Here is a 17150-nt window from a genome sequence, read left to right on the forward strand (position 1 = left end):
GACTGCGCGGCGTGAGGGACGCCCGGCGCATCATGGTATCCAGGGACGAGATGCGGTGCGTCACGCGGTTCCCGAACAGCCTCGTGCGCTTCAACGCCTCGTGGTGGAGGGGAATCGACCTCGACCTGTACGACTGGAACGACCATGAGGGCCCCGCCGGACGATCCTACGACCTGTTCGGCGACCGCAGCGTGCAGCTCATCAACATCCCTGGCCACACCGACGGTCAGGTGGCCATGAAGATCACGGCGCCGTCGGGCCGGTACGTACTGCTGTTCGCCGACGGAGGCTACGCCACGCGATCATGGAGGGACATGGTTACGTCGGGCATCGTCTACGACCGTCACGCGCAGCGCTCATCGCTCGCATGGATCCGCGAGCAGAGCCTGTCGCCGCTGTGCGTGCGGTCGGTCGCCTGCCACGACACGGCGAATCGTCCCGAGACGATCCTGCTGAGCTGAAATGGCGCACGTCACGGCACGATCAGTGCGTCCAGTGCGGCGAACACCGTGTTGACGATTCCGTCCACTCCCTGCTCGTGTACCTTGGAAGGGTCGTGCAGCCAGAACGTGGTGGCCGACACCATCGATGAGGCGACGATCTCCAGAATCAACTCGCGGTTGACGGTGGGACGGCGCGGACCTTCCGTCCGTGGCTCCCCACCGCCGTCGGTCATCCGCAGTCTGCATTGCCGCTTGATGGCGTCCTTCCATCGTTCAATGAACCGAACGTCGGGCGCCGAGACGAGCAGCGCGCGGAACGCGTCCTCGTTGGCCCGGATGTAGTCCAGCGTGGGCATGAGCGTGACGCGCGCTGCTCCGTGCGCATCCCCGCCATCGGCATCCCTGACGGTCAGCGGCTCGTTCAGCTCCTCGAGGTCCCTCACCAGTCGACGTTCCAACGTCTCGAGCACCTCGCCAACGTGGTGGTAGTGCGCATAGAACGTGCTGCGCGCCACGAACGCTTTCGCGCATAGCGTCTTGACCGATGGCAGCTCGACGCGCTCCGTCGGGCCGGACGGATCGGCGCCTTCGTTGAGCAGAACGATGAGCGCGCGCTCGATGGCAGACTCGACGTCGTCCCGCGGCTTAGGCGCAACGGGCGGCGGATCGGCATGTGAGGTCTCCATGTCTTAACTCATATCCGCCATTCCGGACAGGCGACCCCATCGCCGAGGGCGCCAACACCAAGGGTGATAAGGCGTTGTTCACCCGGCGTGCATCCCGACTCGTGGGGTTTCGCGTGGTCTTACTCAGGAATACTGGTACATTGCCGGCAGAGTCACTGTCAAGGCGGATGACTGAGATCAATGAGCGGGAACGAGCGACTGTTGCAGAAGGGCGAGCCGGTCGAGTTCCAGTTCAACGCGTCGAAATGATTCTTCCTCTTTTGAGGCCTTGTTTCGGTTCGATTCGGAGTGGGGTCTCTTTCGTATGTGAGATGCGTGCTGCGTCTAAGTTTGTGAGCGGTAACATTTTGCGTTATCCTATATGGGATCGATTGTGTCGTACCTACTTACATAAAGAAGAGAACCCGCCAGTGAAGAAGAGTCTGCTCGCCATCGCCGCCGGAGCCTTCGTGCTCGGCGCTGCCGAATTCGTGATGATGGGCATCCTGCCCCAGGCCGCATCCGCCACCCACGTTTCCATCCCGACCGCCGGTCACTTCATCTCCGCATACGCGATCGGCGTGTGCGTGGGCGTGACCATGCTCGTGTTCGGGCGCAAGACCAGCCCGAAGCATCTGGTGATCCTGTTCATGGCCCTCGCGCTGATCGGCAACGCCATGAGCGCGGCCGCGCCGAACGCCATCGTGCTCGTCATCGCCCGGTTCATCGCGGGACTACCGCACGGCGCGTTCTTCGGCACCGGCACGGTCATCGCCAAGGCGCTCGCCGACAAGGGGCGTGAAGGCAAGGCCGTGTCCGTGATGGTCACCGGCCAGACCATCGCCAACATGTTCGGCGTGCCCGCCGGCACACTGCTCGCCGAATACCTTGACTGGCGTCTCGCCTTCGTGATCCTGGCTCTTGGCGCCGCCCTCACCATTGTGCTCACGCTGGCGTGGATGCCGCTTATCCCGGCGGTTCCGGACGCAGGTCTCGCTGGTCAGTTCCGCTTCCTCTCCAAGCCCGGCCCGTGGCTGGTGCTCGGTGCCGTGTTCGTCGGCAACTCCGGCGTGTTCTGCTGGTGGAGCTACGTCTCCCCGTGGCTGCAGAAGACCGGTGGCTATGATTCCCAGTTCGTGCCGCTGCTGATGATGCTCGCCGGATTTGGCATGGTGGTCGGCGGTCTCGCCGGCGGCCATCTGGCCGACCGCTGGCTGCATTCCGTAACCGCCGCCGTCGGTCAGACCATCTCCGCGATCGGTCTGCTCATGGTGTTCCTCGTGCCCGGTAATCTGGCCACTTGCGCCCTGCTCACCTTCTGGATCGCGTTCGGACTGTTCTTCATCAATGGCCCGCAGATGCTGCTCATGGCCGATGCCGGCAAGGGCGGCGGCGAGCTCATCGGCGGTGCGGCCGTGCAGATCGGCTTCAACGGCGGCAATGCCGTCGGATCGCTGGTCGGCGGCATGGCGCTGAACGCCTCCGGCATGAACTATCACGTCACCGGACTCGCCGGCCTGCCGTTCACCGCGGCCGCGGTGCTGTTGCTGCTCGCCTTCGCCATGTGCTTCGAGCGCAAGGAAGCTCGCCGCTGACCTTCGACACGGTCACGGTCGGTCTCGTTCGGCGAATGACATCCTTCGGGCGTATCGTGGCCTGACAACGATACGCCCGACATAGGGGGATGAATGACCAACGTAGCCAATACTGCCAATGTGAGCGATGCCGATAATGCCACCGGGAATGGCTCCGACCGCGAAGGCGCGAACGAGCCAAGGAATCAGAATCGATCCGGACATGTCTACCCGATCGATGCGCTGCGGGACTGGGCGGAGCGACTCTACCATGCGTACGGATTCGCCGACGCGGACAGCTCGCGCATCGTCGATTCGCTGATGTTCGCCGAACTGCGCGGCATCGACTCGCATGGCCTGCAGCGCGTCGGCATGTACGATCGCCTGATCGTGAATCCGGACGGCGGCGTGGACGTGAACGCCCATGCCGAGATCGTCCGCCAGACCCCGGTCAGCGCGGTCATCGACGGCCATCACGCGATGGGCCAGCTCACCTCCGACATGGCGATGAAACTCGCCATCAAGAAGGCGAAGACAAGCGGCATCGGCATCGTCGCGGTGCGTGAATCCAACCATTTCGGAGCCGCCGGATACTACACGAACATGGCCGCCGAACAGGGACTGCTCGGATTCGCGTCCACGAACACCGGTCCGATCGTGCTGCCGACGTATGCCACGCACCCGTTCCTCGGCACGAACCCGATCGCGTTCTCCATGCCGGCCGAGCCGCATCCGTTTTTCTTCGACGCGGCCACCAGCATCGTCTCCCACGGCAAGATCGAAGTGTGCGAGAAAGAACACAAGCAGCTTCCCGAGGCATGGATGGTCGACGGTCGATACGAGCCGATCTGGGATCCGAAGCAGGTGCCGGCACGCCCCGGACTGGACGTGGACGGCGGCATGCTTCCGGTCGGCGGGCTCAGCGAACTGACCGGAAGCCACAAGGGGTATGGGTTCTCCATGCTCGCCGAGATCTTCTGCGGAATCCTGCCGCAGGGCAACGTATCCAGTGACGTGGACGGGCTTGGCATCCGGCATGGTGTGGGTCATTGCTTCGCTGCCATCGATCCGGCGATCTTCGGTGACCCAGATGCGATCATCGCCCGGTTCTCCGAATACCTCGAGCAGATCCGGCGTATTCCCGCGGCACCCGGCCGTCACGTGTACGTGCACGGCGACAAGGAGGAAGCCGCCTATCGGCAGCATGCGCGGACCGGTCTGGTGAATCTTGATCCCGAGACCGTCGATTCGCTGCGAACGGTTTCCGACCGGCTCGGCGTCGCGCACTCAGACCTGTTCTGACGAAGTGGGAAAGCTATCTGCCGTTTATGAGGTCTTTGGAGACCTTTGCAACAAGCTATCTATCGTTTGTGAGGTCCTTCCCAAAGTAGCCGCCCAAGATTGTGGTGCAATTTTGGATAAGGCTATGTGCATGACTATCTGTATATGCCCTCAATTCCGTTTTGAGGAGAGAGCGGCTATTTCAGCAAGGACCTCACAAACAGGGGATAGGTGTTTGCAGACATCCGAATCCACTCACAAACTCGCCGATAGCCTCCGAATATCCTCCGGCGTGGTGCGGCAGCAGCCTCCGATGAGCGACGCTCCCGCGGCGATCCACTGCGGGGCCAGCTGCGCCAAGCTCAGACCGCTGGGATTCGGCGTCCATGTCTTGGTATCGGGATGATAGATGTCTCCATTGTTCGGATAGACGATGATCGGCTTGCTCGTGCCCATGCGAATCCGCCGGATCGCCGCCGTGACCATATCCAGCGGCACGCAGTTCACACCGATCGCACTGATCTGCACGAATCCATCAAGCTTGGCGGCGGCCTCCTCAAGCGGCGTGCCATCACACAGATGCCCGTCATCATGCAGACTGAACGACACCCACGCCTCACGCCCCGGAAACTCTTCGGCAAGCAATCCCACCAGCGCACGCACCTCGCCCATGTTCGGCATGGTCTCGAACGCGAACAGATCCACGCCGGCGTCCGCGAGAATCCGCATGCGCTCGCGGTGAAAGTCCCGGTATTGTGCGTCAGCCAACGTATAGGCTCCCGTGTATTCGCTGCCGTCGGCGAGGAACGCGCCATAGGGGCCGATGCTGCCGGCGACGAGCAAAGGCCGGCCAGGGCCACCGCTTGCCGCCTCCAGTCCGGGATCGAAGGCACGGTATGCGTCACGTGCCGTGAGTGCCTCGCGTGCGGCGGCCGAAATCAGCTGACGTGCCTCCGCGGCGCTTAGGCCAATGCGTTCGAATGCAGGAATGTTCGCCTGATACGTATCGGTGATCGCGATGTTCGCGCCGGCCTCGAAATAGCTCAGATGCACGCTCCGCACGGCCTGCGGGTCGTGGATCAGAGCCATTGCCGACCACAGTTCGTTCGCCGTGTCGACTCTTCGTTTTTCCAGTTCGGTCGCCATCGCTCCGTCCACGATCAATGGCGACTGCGCGGCCAGTGCCTTGGTGATGGTGCTCATGGTTTCGCGGCTGTCTACTTTGTCTTGCGCCAGACGAGCCGGGCGGTGTTTACGTCGGCGGTGATGGTGAGGAACTCCCCGTCGTAGGAGATGTGTCGCACTTGCGACTGGTTCTCCCACGTGGGGTTCATGCTGATTTCGATGTTGTGGATGATGTTCGAATGTTCCAGATCCAGTGTGTACGTGCCGCAATACGCCATGTATCCGTGGGCAGCGGCGGCCATTTCCTCGACTGTGCCGTCGTGCAGGTCGTGGGACGCGTAGGCGGGGCGTCCCATGGCGGACATCTGCGCGGACACATGCCCGTCGGCCGTGTAGATCAGATAGGCTTTGCAGTTCTCTCCCAGCGGGTAGAAGGTGGTGCCGTCGTCCCTCGTCAGGGTGTAGGATACGATCTCCCACGTGCCGATCAGTTCGTCCAATGTCATGGTCGTTCTCCTTTGGTGGTGCTGTTGCGTATGGCTGTCGGATACTTCCACACTAGTGGCAACGGTATTCGTATCCCCGCATTGTATGGTTCGGCAGTTCGTCTACCATGGTGTTCGATTATGTGCCGACGACGCGGGAATGCGGTATGAAGTCCCGCGGAATGGAGATTGACGATGACTGAGTCGTATGCCGTCGAGATGGGGAACGGTGGTGTCAACGGAAACGACGGGAGCGATGGAAGCCGGGAATATCATCTGCCCGCAGGCTACGAGCATTGCGAAAAACTACGTCCGGTCGCCGAGGCGCCCACCGCACTCGACCGGGTGAAGGCCATCGTCGACATCCTCTACTCGCCCGGCGGTTGCCCCTGGGACGGCAAGCAGACGAATCGGAGCCTGCTCAAGCATCTGCTCGAGGAGACCTATGAGTACATTGACGCCGTGGAGACCGACGACCGCGACAACATGCGCGAGGAGCTCGGCGACGTGCTGCTCCAGTCCGTGTTCCAGGCCCGCGTGTGCGAGACCGACCCCGACGATCCGTTCGATATCGACGAGGTGGCCGATCGACTGGTGGCCAAGCTGATCACCCGGCATCCGCACGTGTTCGTGCCGGACGATTCCGCGTCGGCAGCCTCGGAAGCGGGCACAGTGGGGGAGCGTGCCCCCGAGACCCCGGAGGAGACGCTGGCCCTCTGGGAGCGCGTGAAGCAGAAGGAGAAGCACCGCAAGTCCGTGCTCGACGGCATCTCGCACACGCAGGGCGCGTTCCTGCGCGCCGCCAAGGTGGTCTCCCGCGTCTCCAAGTCGCCCGATGCCGACGAACTGTTCAAGGCGTTCGACTCCACCTCGGAAACCGTTGCATCCGAATCCGCCTCGGAGACCGCGCAAGCCGTATCTGGTCAGCGGAAGCCCTCGCAATCCGCAGCGACTCCCGACGCCTACGCCGACGAGCTGCTTGCCGTTATCCGCCGCGCCCAGACCGACGGCGTGGACGTCGAGTCCGCGCTGCGCAACCGTCTGCGCGATGTCGAGTCCTCCATTGCCGAACGAGAGAAGGAACTCCGAGCAAATCGCGCGTAACCGCGTAGTCTTGCTTATGGTGTGATCACACTAGGAACATGAACGTTAGTGTGATCACACTAAGGATGGTGAGGTACGGCTCAGATGGGTGCAGGTTCGTTGGACCACGGTCCGGGGAATGCTGTGTCAGTCCGGGGAGGTCCCGCATAGTTTGAGCTTCCATTAGGATGCGCCGTATACCGGCCCACGGTCTGTCCCCGCGCATCGACGACGATACGTTCATCGGTGGTCTGCGCGTATATGGTCTTGCTCAGATAATTGGTGACCTTGAGATCCGGATCCATCTGCCCCACCGTGCCGTCGGAGGCATTGAAAATAAGCGAACCACGTCATTGAACGCGGCCGTCGAATCGTACAAGAAGTCGCTTCCCGGCCTGTCGTACAGCATCGGGGACAAAACCTATGGGGACTACTGCATTCTGGTCAAGACTGACGGCATCTGTTCCCGTGAAGGAATCAAGAACAATCGTCAGGAGTGCCTCGACTTCTATCTGGCTGTGGCAAGGGCGGCGACTGGCTGAGCTTCTGACCGCTTGGCCCGCGCGTCGGCTACCATGACAGCAGATGAGGGGCTGGAAAACAACCCATTTCACGTTGTCTGTCATAAGGAGTCGGCATCATGCAATCGACCATCGACCAGATTCTGCTGTGGTACGGAAGCCTGCCGCAGATCGTGCAGACCGGGGTCACCGTCGTCGTCGGCGTGATTGTGGCCGTCGTCGTCTTCAAGATCGTTATCCGGTTCATTACCGGCCTGCTCACCGCGATCATCGCGGCCGCGCTGTCGTTCCTGCTCACCACTGTTCCCGGCCACATGCTATTGCAGTCCGGTGTGGAACAGGTGCAGCAGCACGTGACCACCAGCCTCAGCAGGTAGGCGTTCCCCATGCGCGCCGGTGGTACGGCACGATTCGTGCCGGGTGGAACGAAGACAGTACGAGCCGGACGAATCGTCGGTGGCCGTGCAGGCCGCCATGGCCTTGCAGGTGGAATTCGACGAATTCGTCGACGCGATCCGTGTGTTGCCGCCGGATACCGACAGGCAGACCTTCACCCGCATGGTGGAGGAGCGGTACGAGTACGACGACGACATCGAATCCGAAGAACTGCTGCACACGCTCGCCATACGAGCGGCCAGACATCTGGCCGAAGACGAGTTCTCCCTATGGATCGACGAGGAATCGATCCTGGGAACCGATCCGGTCAGAGCGCTGTCCGACCGTCTGACGGCATGGGCGACCGACGACCGGTCCGCCGATGGCGATCAAGACATCGATACTGAGCAATCCGACGACGCCGCGTCGGCGGCCTTCCAATCCAGCCGCGACGACCGGTTTCGCAAAGCCTGCTGGACACTCATCCGAACCGCTCGCTCCAAGTGCCTGCGCCTGACCGTTCCCGTATCCACCGGACGAGTCGTCGGCCCCCAACTGCTCGCCGGCCACATCGCCGACGAGATCGCCGACCCCACCGAGGAGGGCGACTGGGACCTCCGTGTCGTCTTCGCCGTCGGCTACGGCATACCCGACGACGTGTTCGACGAACTGCGCGACGACGCCGCGACGTAGGGGACATGAGCATGGGCGCCGTGCCGTATGCCGCCACGGAGCAGCGTACGCCGGCACTGCTCGGCGATGCCGATGAGCGCTCATCGGCACTGCGGACGACGCCCGCCGCCTGGGACGTTAGTTTCCTCTCTCAACAATGCCGCGTGTCGCTGTGACGTCGACGTTCGGCACGGCGATTCTTAACGCTTTCCAAGCGCTGGCGTCATAATATCGCCTACACTGAAGCCCTAAGGGGAAACGGAAGGACCAAGGCATGCGGGTGTTCGATTTCGATGGCACGATCTACGACGGTGAAAGCCTGTTCGATCTGTATCTGTTCAGTGCCCGCTACGATCCCAAGGTGTTTCGTCACATCGCACCTGTATTGCGCTACGCGATCAAATACAAGCTTGGTCGCGCCACGCTTGAACAGATGGAACGTGGCGTGGGCAAGGTGGCGAAGGGCTATCTCAGGGACCTCGCCGGCTCGCGCAGCGTGGACCGGATGCGGGTGCGTGGCCTGGACCATGTGCAGAGCGCGGGTCTGGGCGACGACGTGCTCGCCAGAGACGTCGCTACCGTGGAGCTCGAATCGCTCACCGGGGGTCTGCGCGCATTGGTCAACGCGTTCTGGGACCGCAACATGCGCAGGATCAAGCCGTGGTATGTGCCGCGTCCGGACGATGTGATCCTCACTGCGTCGTTCGATGTGACGGTGGGGGAGGCGTGTCGTCGGTTGGGAGTCGGAAGGCTGATCGCATCGACCATCAACCCGGCCACGCTGGAGGTCACCTATCTCAACTTCAACACGAACAAGCCGAAGCGGCTGCGCGAGGTGCTGGGGGCGGACGCGGTGATCGACGAGTTCTACACCGACAGCAAGTTCGACCAGCCCATGATCGACATGGCGCGCAAGGGCTTCATGGTCAAGGGAAACGTCATCACCCGCGTCAAGTGATCGTGCCGGTTGTGCCGACACGACGAGGATGAATTCGGATCAGCCGGTCACAGGTATGTGCTCCAGCCGAGCTTGACGGCGAGGATCACGCCGGCGAGCACGGCGGCCGCGCGCATGATGTTCGCCGGGATGTGCCGGGTGATAGGCGGGGCGATGTAGCTGCCGATGAAGCATCCGGCGCACAGGGCGATGGCGAACGGCCAGTTGACCGATCCGCGCACGATGAACATGACCGACGCGGTGATGTTCGCGCCGAATCCGATGACGGTCTTCAGCGCGTTGATCTCGTGGAACTTGCCAATATGTCCCAGATCGAGCATGGCGAGGGCGAGCGTGCCGGCGCCGGCGCCGAAGTAGCCGCTGTAGATGCCCACGAAGCTCACGCCCAGCCACATCCACCACGGGTCCTTGCGTACGTCGTCCTTGGGCTGTGTCAGTTCGCGTTCGGCCGATTCGCGCGCCTGCACCGACTGCGGGCCGAGCGCCTGACTTACCGAGTCGCGGGCGTGCGCACGCTCCTTGGGGTTGAACGCGATGATCAGTGCGCTGAACATGATCAGCGGCGGCACCAGGTATTCGAAGACCACGGCGGGAAGTTCAAGCAGCAGCAGACCGCCGATGATGCCGCCGACCACGCCGATGGCGGCGTAGAGGATCACGCGTGTGCGATGGCCGTGCAGCTCCTTGCGGGCGGACAGGCATCCACCCACGCCGGTGCCCACCACTCCCACGGTGTTCGTGGTGTTCGCTAATACGGGCGGCACGCCGATGGCCAGCAGCGCCGGGTAGGAGACCAGCGACGACGCGCCCACCGCGTAGCCGACGAAACCGGCGCCGATGCCGGCGAGCAGCACAAGCAGCAGGGTGACTACCGATATTCCGGCAATGGTCATGGTCGTCCTCACATCATGTCGTCATCAGAAACGGATTGAACACCAAGCGAGCATAGCCATTCGCCGCCGCGGGGTCGAATGGCTGACCGCAACGTGGACCGCTGCCCGTCGGACGTGTGCGTCCGTCCGCGTCCCATGTCTCAGCGGTAGGTGTTCCATCCCAGTGCGATGGCGAGAATGACGCCGGCAATCATGGCCGCCGTACGCATGATGTTCGAGGGAATATGACGGGTGACGGGCGGTGCCAGCGCTCCGCCGACGAAGCATCCCGCTCCCAGTGCCAGGGCGTACGGCCAGTTGACCGATCCGCGCACGATGAACAGTATGGCGGCGGTGACGTTCGACCCGAATCCGATGACGGTCTTCAGCGCATTGATTTCGTGGAACGATCCGACACGGCCCAAGCCGAGCACGGCGATGGTGAGCGTGCCGGCGCCGGCGCCGAAATACCCGTTGTAGACGCAGGCGAACGCCACGCCCAGCCACATCCACCACCTGTCCTGACGGGGATCGTCCCGTGCCGGCGTCGCACCCATGTCGTCGGTGACACGTTTGCCGGGATCGGCCACGATGGTGATGGCGCTGAACAGGATCAGCGGCGGCGCCAGATACTCGAACACCGTGGGAGGCAGTTCGATCAGCAGCAGCGCGCCGGCGACGCCGCCGATCACGCCGATGACCGTATAGGCCACGACACGCGTTGCATGGCCGGCGAGCTCCTTGCGGGCGGAGAGCAGGCCTCCGACGTCGGTGCCCAGCATGCCGACGGTGTTCGTGGTGTCCGCCAATACCGGCGGCACGCCGATGGCCAGCAGCGACGGGTACGAGACCAGAGACGCCGCGCCGGTGGCGTACCCTACGAATCCGGTGCCGAATCCGGCGAGCAGCACCAGCAGCAGTGTGGCGATGGGAACTCCCGCAATGGTCATGACGCTCCTGTTCGACGGCGGTGGGTAAAGCAAAACGCACTCGATGATAGCCATCGCACCGGGGAGCGGGCAACGCCCGGCCGCAACGTGGAACATCCCCACGCCCAACCGTGGCGACGCGCCCGATGAAACGCCGAAACACATGTCAAACGTTTGACTTCACGTGGGCTTCAGGCGTTACCATCGAAACGTTGGTATGGCAATGTCGGCATCGACCGACACGAACGACAGGAGACACGATCATGAGCACCGAATCCGGAAAGAAACTCGCCATCGTCACCGGCAGCGCGCTGGGCCTGGGCTACGAGCTTGCCCGTCAGCTGATCGGCAAGGGCTGGTTCGTGGCCGGCATCGACTTCAACGAGGCCCGCCAGATCGAGCTCTCCCAGGAGTTCCCCGCGGACTCGTACCGTGGATTCGTGGGCGACGTGTCGGATGAGCTGTTCGTCAGGCGGTCCGTCGCCGAGATCGCGAAGCTCGGCCACATCGACCTGCTGATCAACAACGCCGGCCAGCCGTCGTTCAAGGAGCCGACCAGGTACGAGGCGGCCGACGTGGACAAGTGCCTCAAGGGACTCAAAGGCATGATCCTGTGGAGCGTGGAGACGCTCAAGGCCACCGGCGAACAGGATCTCAAGATCGCCAACGTGATGAGCACCGCCGCCACGCGAGGCAACGCCAACGAATCCGTGTACTGCGCCACCAAGTGGGGAGAAAAGGGCTATACGCAGAGCCTCAAGGTGGCGTACAAGGGCTCCAGCGTGAAGATCGTGGGCGTGTACCCCGGCGGAATCGATACGGACTTCTACCGCGACAGCCACGACTACGTGTCGCTCGAGAAGCAGCACTCCTTCATGAGCCCGGCCGAGCTGGCCGAAGTGATCCTGTTCAACCTCGTCAACGACGCGAACCTGACCGTCTCCGATATCCTCATCGAACGCAACTACCGGTAGCCGCGTTCGTCCGTCCGGCGTCATGCCTAATCGCCGGACGGACGACGACCCGGCGTCAGTCCCGGTCGGACGATCCTGCGACAGGTCGGATACGGCTGGCCACCACGCCGATGGCCAGACCGATGATCGCGGGGCAGAGCCAGCCGAGCTGGGCGTCGGCGAACGGCAGCATCGCCAGCGCCGCGTCCAGCCACGGCAGCGAACCGCCGAACACGGCCACCAGGCTCGCCACGCAGTTCAGCGCGGCAGTCACACCGGTCAGCAGCACCGTCCAGAAGTACACGCGCGGGAACCGCGAGGCGAACACGCGGTCGACCAGCGCCAGCGCCACCAGAACGATGGCGATCGGATAGAGCGCCGCCAGCACCGGCACCGACACCTTGATGATCATGCTCAGACCCGCGTTCGACACCACGAAACTGAAGACCGTGAACACCGCGCCCCAACGCCGGTAGTTCATGCGATGTCCGGCCACGGTGGGGAAGTGGTTCTGGAAATAGGTACCGCACGTGGAGATCAGACCCGTGCACACGTTCAGACAGGCGATGATGAACACCAGGCCCACAAACGCGGTGCCGAACGGGCCGAACAATGCGCCCGTCAGATTCGTCAGCACCGTCGCGCCCGTGTCATGCGCCGGATCGATCGAGGCCAGGGAGCCGGACACCGCACCCATATAGGCCAGCACGCCATAGATCACGATGAGCAGCAGACCCGTGCCCACACCGGCGAGCGCGGTCTCGCGCCGCACCTGCGACTCATCGTCCACGCCCATCGAACGCACGTTCGCGGAGATCACGATGCCGAAGTACAGCGCCGCCAGCAGATCCATCGTCTGATAGCCGTCAAGGAATCCGCGTGCCGCCTGTCCGGTGGCATAATCTCCCATCGGTGCGGCGAACCCGCCCGGATGCCGTATCACGCAGAAGACGAACAGGATCGCAATCAGCGCGAGCAGCAGCGGTCCCATGAACCTTCCCAGCGTCTTCGACAGCTTCTCCGGATGCTGCGAGAGCAGATACGACACGGCGAAGAACACCAGCGAATACGCGAACTGGGTCCAGCCTCTCGACAGGTCGGAGGTGAACGGCACGACCGCCATCTCGAACGACGTGGTGGCCGTGCGCGGAATCGCGAAGCACGGGCCGATGGTCAGAATGATCGCCATGCCCAGCAGGAATGCGAACTTGCCGGACACGCGGTTCGCCAGACGCTCGAAGCCGCCGGCGAACGACACCGCCACCACGCCGAGGATCGGCAGACCCACCGCCGAGACGATGAATCCGACCGATGCTGGAATCGTATGATCGCCGGCCTGAGCGCCTACAAACGGTGGGAAGATCAGATTGCCCGCGCCGAAGAACATGGAGAAGAACGTGAACGTGGCCAATACGCGGTTGCGTCCGTTCAATGTCGTGACGCCCGTCGTCGCGTTCCTCTTATCCGCCATGAGGCCAATCCTCCCGTTGCCGTTGAACAATCCGAAAATACTCAACGCATTGTGGTGGAATCGGCGTGATTCGTCAAATCAGATGGAGTCCGATATCGGGGAATTGGACGATCATATGGACGACGATGTCTCGACCGGATCCAAGTCGATCACGTCGTCGCACCAGTCGGCGGCCAGCTCCTCGTCATGCGTGACCACGACGACGATGCGCCCGGCACGTTTCAGCCGTTGCAGCAATAGTCCCACCTGACGCATGTGGAATCGGTCGAGTCCGCTGGTCGGCTCGTCCAGCACGATCAGCTCCTTGCCGCACATCAGCGCCGACGCGATGGCCGTACGCTGCTTCTCCCCTCCGGACAGACTCATCGGATGCCGGTCGGCCAGCGTTTCAAGATCCAGATCGCGCAGGAGACGATCGCAGCGCCGCCGGATCTCGGAATCGTTCTCGTCGAGTCCGAGCATGAGCTCCTCGCGCACGCTGTCGGCGAACAGCTGGTAGTTCACATCCTGCATCACCAGAAACGCCCTGCGCGTCAGGGCGGCCGCCCTCACCGGCTTGCCGTCCCACAGGATGGCACCGCCGATCGGACGCAGCAGCCCACACAGCGTGCGCACCAGCGTGCTCTTGCCGGTGCCGTTGGCGCCCATCAGCGCCGTGATGCGTCCGGCACGCAGCGTCAGATCCGGCACGTCGCGGAGGAATTCGCCGCGCTTCGGACGTCCCCTGCCGATCGGATCGATCATGCCGCGCCGCCGACCGTATCCGATGCGCAGCATGCGGGTGCGCAGCATCGGCCCCGTCTCGTCGTCGGCGGCGTTCCGCACGGTTACGTCATGTCGTTTCGCCTCCACGACGGCGCGGTATGGGCGCATGTCCAGCGCTCGCAAACCCATGCTCATGATCGTTTCGGGGGAGAGCACCAGAAAATCACGTGCCGTATAGTCCCCGATCACGCGGCCGTGCTCGAACACGACGAACCGGTCGGCGAGATCACGGCACCATGCCAGACGGTGCTCGGCGATCACCACGGTCGTGCCGGACTCCTTGAGTCGGGCGATCATGCCGTGCAGCTCGTCGATCGACCGGGCGTCGAGATTGCCGGTCGGCTCGTCCAGCACCATGATCGGCGGATGCAGCATGGTGGCCGCGGCCACGGCGAGACGCTGCTTCTGACCGCCGGACAGGCGAAACACGCTGCGGTTGAGCAGCGGTTCGATGCCGAACCGCCGAACGGTCTCGGCCAGGCGACGGCGGATCTCGTCGGCGGGCATGCCCATGTTCTCGCACGGGAACGCCAGTTCCGACGTGGTGTCGGCGTTGAAGTACTGGGTCTTGGGGTTCTGGAACACGCTGCCGACGATCGGCGTGAACGCGTCGACCGGACTGCCCGCCGGTATGCCCGCCGTATGATGCGCGCCAGTCAGCTCACCGGCGAAGAACGTGGGAATCAGACCGTTGGCCAGTCGCGTGTACGAGGTCTTGCCGCAGCCGCTGCGGCCGCACAGCACCACGCACTCGCCGGGGGAGACCCGTAGCGAGACGTCGTTCAGCGCGTCGCGCGTCGGCCGTTCGGATGAGGAGGAACTGGCGCCGGCAGCCGAACCGTAGTGGAACGTGACGTGTTCGGTGATGATGCTGGCGGTGGTGTCGGTTTCGATGGTGACGTGGCTCATAACACTCCCAGAATGTCGAGCGCGAGCGGGGTCGCGCACACGATCATGGCCAGCCAGTCCACCGGCCGCATGCGGATCACGGTCAGCGACGTGTGCGTGCCGGGGCGCCCCAGTCCCTTGGTCAGCGCGGCCACGGATAGATCCTGCGCCACGTTGGCCGCGTTCATCATGAGCGGCACCAGCACGTATTCCAACGACTGCATCGGATGCCGCACCAGCGCGAACCGGCCCTCGGCCACGCCGCGCAACGCCATGGCGGCGCGGATCTGCCGGTAGTCCTGCACGATCGTGGGGAAGAAGCGAATCACCACCATGCATGGGATCACGATCGTTTCCGGCATTCGCATTCGGCGCATCGCGCACACGAACTCACTGGTTTTTGTGGTGGAGAACGCGTACGCGCCGGTGATGAGACACGGCATCATCATGCGCAAACCCACTGCCAGCAGGGCCACCAGATGCAGCCACGGATTCGGCGAATCGGCCGGCACCAGACAGCTCACCGCCACCAGAGCCGCATACGTCGCACCGAGCCGCAGCGCCATACGCCACCGTCCGGCGGGAAGCATCGGCAGCAGCGTCAGCGTCACCAGCATGATCTCCGTATGCGTGTGCACGTGGAAGAACAGCAGCAGATTAGCCAGCAGCAGGAGGAACAGCTTGGTGCGCGGATCCAGCGCCAGAGGATGCGCCGTCATCGGTCAGACGATTCCCGCCTTGACGAAATGCCTGCGCAGCACCCGCTGGCCGAACCAGCCGCCAGCCAGCGCGCACACGGCGATAGCCGCCATGGAGATCACGAACGTACCGGTATTGATATGAGAGAACACGCCGTCGATATACGCGGCGTCCTTGCCACGCGCCTGCAGACTCGCCACATAGGCGTCCTTCATGAACCACAACGGCAGGATCGGGCCGGTCAGTCCGTACGAGAACACCACGTAGCTGGCCAGCAGGCCGGCACGGTTCCGGTAGGCGCCGGCCCGGGCGATCAGATCGGCGATCACGGGGAACACGATGCTGGCGATGAACGACAGCACGAAATGTCCGGACACGAACAGGAACAGACCGATCACCGCACCCATCACCGTGATCGCGCCGAACTTGCCCACCTTGGTGGCCAGCAGCATGTACACGCAGCCGGAGATGAGCGCGGCGATGGCCGGCAGAAAGATCGACGCGAATCCGACGAACGCGACCGTGCTGATCAGCGTGGCGACCGCCACCAGCACGAAATACAGGGCCGTGAACACGCCGATCGTGATGAGGTCCGGCACGGACAGCCGGCCGGATCGCGCGACCGTCGCTGCCTTGGTCTTCGCTGCGTTCTCGGAGGAGGTCGTGGTGGTCGTGGCGTTGTCCTGCTGCGTCATGATCCTCGTTTCCCTTGAAAAAGAGTGTCCCCATGTATGGAAAATCCCTAACCGACACCAATCTAGCGACGTCGGGATGATTGCACAATAGTCTTTTGCACAATAGCCTTTCGCAAACTTCGGAGTCTGTGGTTTCCCGGGGTGGATGACTGAACGTCGTTTGACGATCATCTGGACGGAACGTGAATTCTTCGCCGTCCGGCCGAACGCATGGGTGTCGCGGGCAGGCATCGGCTACCGTGAAAGGAACGATTCGAGATTCTCGACGAAGTGAATGGAGGAACGGCAAGCATGGGAATGCCGTTGGATTTGTATGTGATCCGCCACGGTGAATCCGAGGCGAACGTGATCGTCAAGGCCGGCGAGCAGGGCGACAACTCCCTGTACACGCAGGACAACGTGACGGTCCCCGACCGGTCGTGGAGGCTCACCGCCACCGGACGCAAGCAGGCGGACTGCATCGGCCGCTGGCTGGTCTCCCAGCAGCCGCTGTTCGACCGGTATCTGGTCTCCCCGTACGTGCGCACGCGCGAGACCGCGGCCACGATGGCGCTGCCCAAGGCCAAATGGGAGGAGACGCGCGTGCTGCGCGAACGCTCCTGGGGCGAGATCAGCACCATCACCCAGGAGGNGNTNNAGTCCTCCGGCGTGCCGGGCGCTCAGGCCAGCCACAAGGGCGAGGATGTGGTCGACACC

At 63.2% G+C, this 17150-nt stretch carries 18 protein-coding genes and 1 pseudogene; 10 read left to right on the top strand and 9 right to left on the bottom strand.

What is annotated here, in order from left to right; translation table 11 throughout:
* Nucleotides 1-461 (top strand): annotated as a pseudogene (locus Tam10B_RS10620) (N-acyl homoserine lactonase family protein); the annotation flags it as partial.
* Between the two features lie 11 nt (nucleotides 462-472).
* Here Tam10B_RS10620 and Tam10B_RS10625 read toward each other — a convergent pair.
* The gene (locus Tam10B_RS10625) at nucleotides 473-1129 is read right to left on the bottom strand and encodes a hypothetical protein (protein WP_093961216.1); all 657 of its coding nucleotides are present in this window, start codon (nucleotides 1127-1129) and stop codon (nucleotides 473-475) included.
* 410 nt (nucleotides 1130-1539) lie between these two features.
* On the opposite strand from Tam10B_RS10625, the gene Tam10B_RS10630 reads away from it, so the two are divergent.
* Both Tam10B_RS10630 and Tam10B_RS10635 read left to right on the top strand, forming a co-directional pair.
* Nucleotides 1540-2703, top strand: a complete 1164-nt coding sequence (locus tag Tam10B_RS10630; protein WP_093961217.1) for an MFS transporter — start codon at nucleotides 1540-1542, stop codon at nucleotides 2701-2703.
* A gap of 93 nt (nucleotides 2704-2796) precedes the next feature.
* Nucleotides 2797-3984 (top strand): Ldh family oxidoreductase, encoded by a 1188-nt coding sequence (locus Tam10B_RS10635; RefSeq protein WP_093961218.1) that lies wholly within the window; start codon nucleotides 2797-2799, stop codon nucleotides 3982-3984.
* A gap of 234 nt (nucleotides 3985-4218) precedes the next feature.
* Here Tam10B_RS10635 and mmuM read toward each other — a convergent pair whose 3' ends face one another.
* Entirely contained in the window at nucleotides 4219-5166 is a 948-nt protein-coding gene (gene mmuM / locus Tam10B_RS10640) for a homocysteine S-methyltransferase (protein WP_093961219.1), read from the bottom strand.
* A gap of 14 nt (nucleotides 5167-5180) precedes the next feature.
* The gene (locus Tam10B_RS10645; protein WP_093961220.1) at nucleotides 5181-5594 is read right to left on the bottom strand and encodes a lipocalin-like domain-containing protein; all 414 of its coding nucleotides are present in this window, start codon (nucleotides 5592-5594) and stop codon (nucleotides 5181-5183) included.
* Nucleotides 5595-5792: 198 nt separating this feature from the next.
* On the opposite strand from Tam10B_RS10645, the gene Tam10B_RS10650 reads away from it, so the two are divergent.
* The 5 genes from Tam10B_RS10650 to Tam10B_RS10670 all read left to right on the top strand — a co-directional run bounded on the left by Tam10B_RS10650 (nucleotide 5793) and on the right by Tam10B_RS10670 (nucleotide 9182).
* A complete protein-coding gene (locus tag Tam10B_RS10650; protein WP_198947595.1) occupies nucleotides 5793-6677 on the top strand; it encodes a MazG family protein in 885 nt (294 codons plus the stop codon).
* 167 nt (nucleotides 6678-6844) lie between these two features.
* Nucleotides 6845-7198 carry a hypothetical protein gene (locus Tam10B_RS10655; protein WP_093961222.1) on the top strand — a complete coding sequence of 118 codons (354 nt, stop codon included), beginning with the start codon at nucleotides 6845-6847 and terminating at the stop codon, nucleotides 7196-7198.
* Nucleotides 7199-7296: 98 nt separating this feature from the next.
* A complete protein-coding gene (locus tag Tam10B_RS10660; RefSeq protein ID WP_093961223.1) occupies nucleotides 7297-7554 on the top strand; it encodes a hypothetical protein in 258 nt (85 codons plus the stop codon).
* Nucleotides 7555-7597: 43 nt separating this feature from the next.
* Nucleotides 7598-8245: a hypothetical protein gene (locus Tam10B_RS10665; RefSeq protein ID WP_143248641.1), complete on the top strand. Its 648-nt coding sequence runs from the start codon at nucleotides 7598-7600 to the stop codon at nucleotides 8243-8245.
* 253 nt (nucleotides 8246-8498) lie between these two features.
* Nucleotides 8499-9182, top strand: coding sequence for an HAD family hydrolase (locus Tam10B_RS10670; RefSeq protein WP_093961225.1), 684 nt, complete (start codon nucleotides 8499-8501; stop codon nucleotides 9180-9182).
* A gap of 47 nt (nucleotides 9183-9229) precedes the next feature.
* On the opposite strand, the gene Tam10B_RS10675 is transcribed toward Tam10B_RS10670, so the two are convergent.
* Together Tam10B_RS10675 and Tam10B_RS10680 are read right to left on the bottom strand one after the other, a co-directional pair.
* A complete protein-coding gene (locus tag Tam10B_RS10675; protein WP_093961226.1) occupies nucleotides 9230-10075 on the bottom strand; it encodes a sulfite exporter TauE/SafE family protein in 846 nt (281 codons plus the stop codon).
* A 140-nt stretch (nucleotides 10076-10215) separates the two neighbouring features.
* Complete coding sequence (locus tag Tam10B_RS10680) at nucleotides 10216-11004, bottom strand: sulfite exporter TauE/SafE family protein (RefSeq protein ID WP_093961227.1); 789 nt, start codon at nucleotides 11002-11004, stop codon at nucleotides 10216-10218.
* Between the two features lie 242 nt (nucleotides 11005-11246).
* Here Tam10B_RS10680 and Tam10B_RS10685 point away from each other — a divergent pair, with 242 nt between their 5' ends.
* The gene (locus tag Tam10B_RS10685) at nucleotides 11247-11957 is read left to right on the top strand and encodes an SDR family NAD(P)-dependent oxidoreductase (RefSeq protein ID WP_093961228.1); all 711 of its coding nucleotides are present in this window, start codon (nucleotides 11247-11249) and stop codon (nucleotides 11955-11957) included.
* Nucleotides 11958-12012: 55 nt separating this feature from the next.
* Here Tam10B_RS10685 and brnQ read toward each other — a convergent pair whose 3' ends face one another.
* From brnQ to Tam10B_RS10705, 4 genes are all read right to left on the bottom strand, one after another.
* On the bottom strand, nucleotides 12013-13407 hold the full coding sequence (gene brnQ / locus Tam10B_RS10690) for a branched-chain amino acid transport system II carrier protein (protein WP_093961229.1): 1395 nt from the start codon (nucleotides 13405-13407) through the stop codon (nucleotides 12013-12015).
* A 111-nt stretch (nucleotides 13408-13518) separates the two neighbouring features.
* Complete coding sequence (locus tag Tam10B_RS10695) at nucleotides 13519-15081, bottom strand: ABC transporter ATP-binding protein (protein ID WP_093961230.1); 1563 nt, start codon at nucleotides 15079-15081, stop codon at nucleotides 13519-13521.
* Nucleotides 15078-15779 carry an energy-coupling factor transporter transmembrane component T family protein gene (locus tag Tam10B_RS10700; protein WP_093961231.1) on the bottom strand — a complete coding sequence of 234 codons (702 nt, stop codon included), beginning with the start codon at nucleotides 15777-15779 and terminating at the stop codon, nucleotides 15078-15080. Before Tam10B_RS10700 ends, Tam10B_RS10695 begins: the two co-directional genes overlap by 4 nt.
* A gap of 3 nt (nucleotides 15780-15782) precedes the next feature.
* Complete coding sequence (locus Tam10B_RS10705; protein WP_093961232.1) at nucleotides 15783-16454, bottom strand: MptD family putative ECF transporter S component; 672 nt, start codon at nucleotides 16452-16454, stop codon at nucleotides 15783-15785.
* Between the two features lie 291 nt (nucleotides 16455-16745).
* Between Tam10B_RS10705 and Tam10B_RS10710 the strand changes: the two genes are divergently transcribed.
* Nucleotides 16746-17150, top strand: a 405-nt coding sequence (locus Tam10B_RS10710) for a phosphoglycerate mutase family protein (RefSeq protein ID WP_233133702.1), incomplete at its 3' end; no start/stop codon positions are given.

This window comes from Bifidobacterium vansinderenii, from assembly GCF_002234915.1.
GTDB lineage: Bacteria > Actinomycetota > Actinomycetes > Actinomycetales > Bifidobacteriaceae > Galliscardovia > Galliscardovia vansinderenii.